Origin of the sequence: Bacillus ndiopicus, from assembly GCF_000612805.1 — a bacterium.
Taxonomy (GTDB): domain Bacteria; phylum Bacillota; class Bacilli; order Bacillales_A; family Planococcaceae; genus Metasolibacillus; species Metasolibacillus ndiopicus.
Genome location: NZ_HG964418.1, coordinates 1 through 424, shown reverse-complemented (window position 1 = coordinate 424; position 424 = coordinate 1). Strand labels below are relative to the sequence as shown.

Below are 424 nucleotides of genomic sequence, written 5' to 3'. Positions count from 1 at the left end.
AATACAGAACTCCGTTCTGTAAAATTAACGTTTTGCGTTCAGTTTTGAAGGTTTATGTAAATAAACAATTCAAAGAGGGCCTATAGCTCAGCTGGTTAGAGCGCACGCCTGATAAGCGTGAGGTCGATGGTTCGAGTCCATTTAGGCCCACCATATATATTTAATACACCTCTTTGGGGCCTTAGCTCAGCTGGGAGAGCGCCTGCCTTGCACGCAGGAGGTCAGCGGTTCGATCCCGCTAGGCTCCACCAAGACTTTGTTCTTTGAAAACTGGATAAAACGACATTGAAAGCAACAAGTTTAAAATAGATCAAGTAATTGATCGTGTAAGTTCTTAAATCTTATCTTTTAATAGATAAGTTGTAACTAACAAATAGGTTGGATAACACCTTTGGTGTTGAAGGCCGAATAGGTTAAGTTATTA

2 tRNA genes are annotated in these 424 nt (G+C 40.6%); both read left to right on the top strand.

The window, feature by feature from the left end:
* Positions 1-76 precede the first annotated feature (76 nt).
* Positions 77-153 (top strand) — tRNA-Ile (locus tag TY13_RS19595).
* Between the two features lie 22 nt (positions 154-175).
* Positions 176-251: transfer RNA gene (locus TY13_RS19590), tRNA-Ala, on the top strand.
* The last annotated feature ends 173 nt before the right edge of the window (positions 252-424 follow it).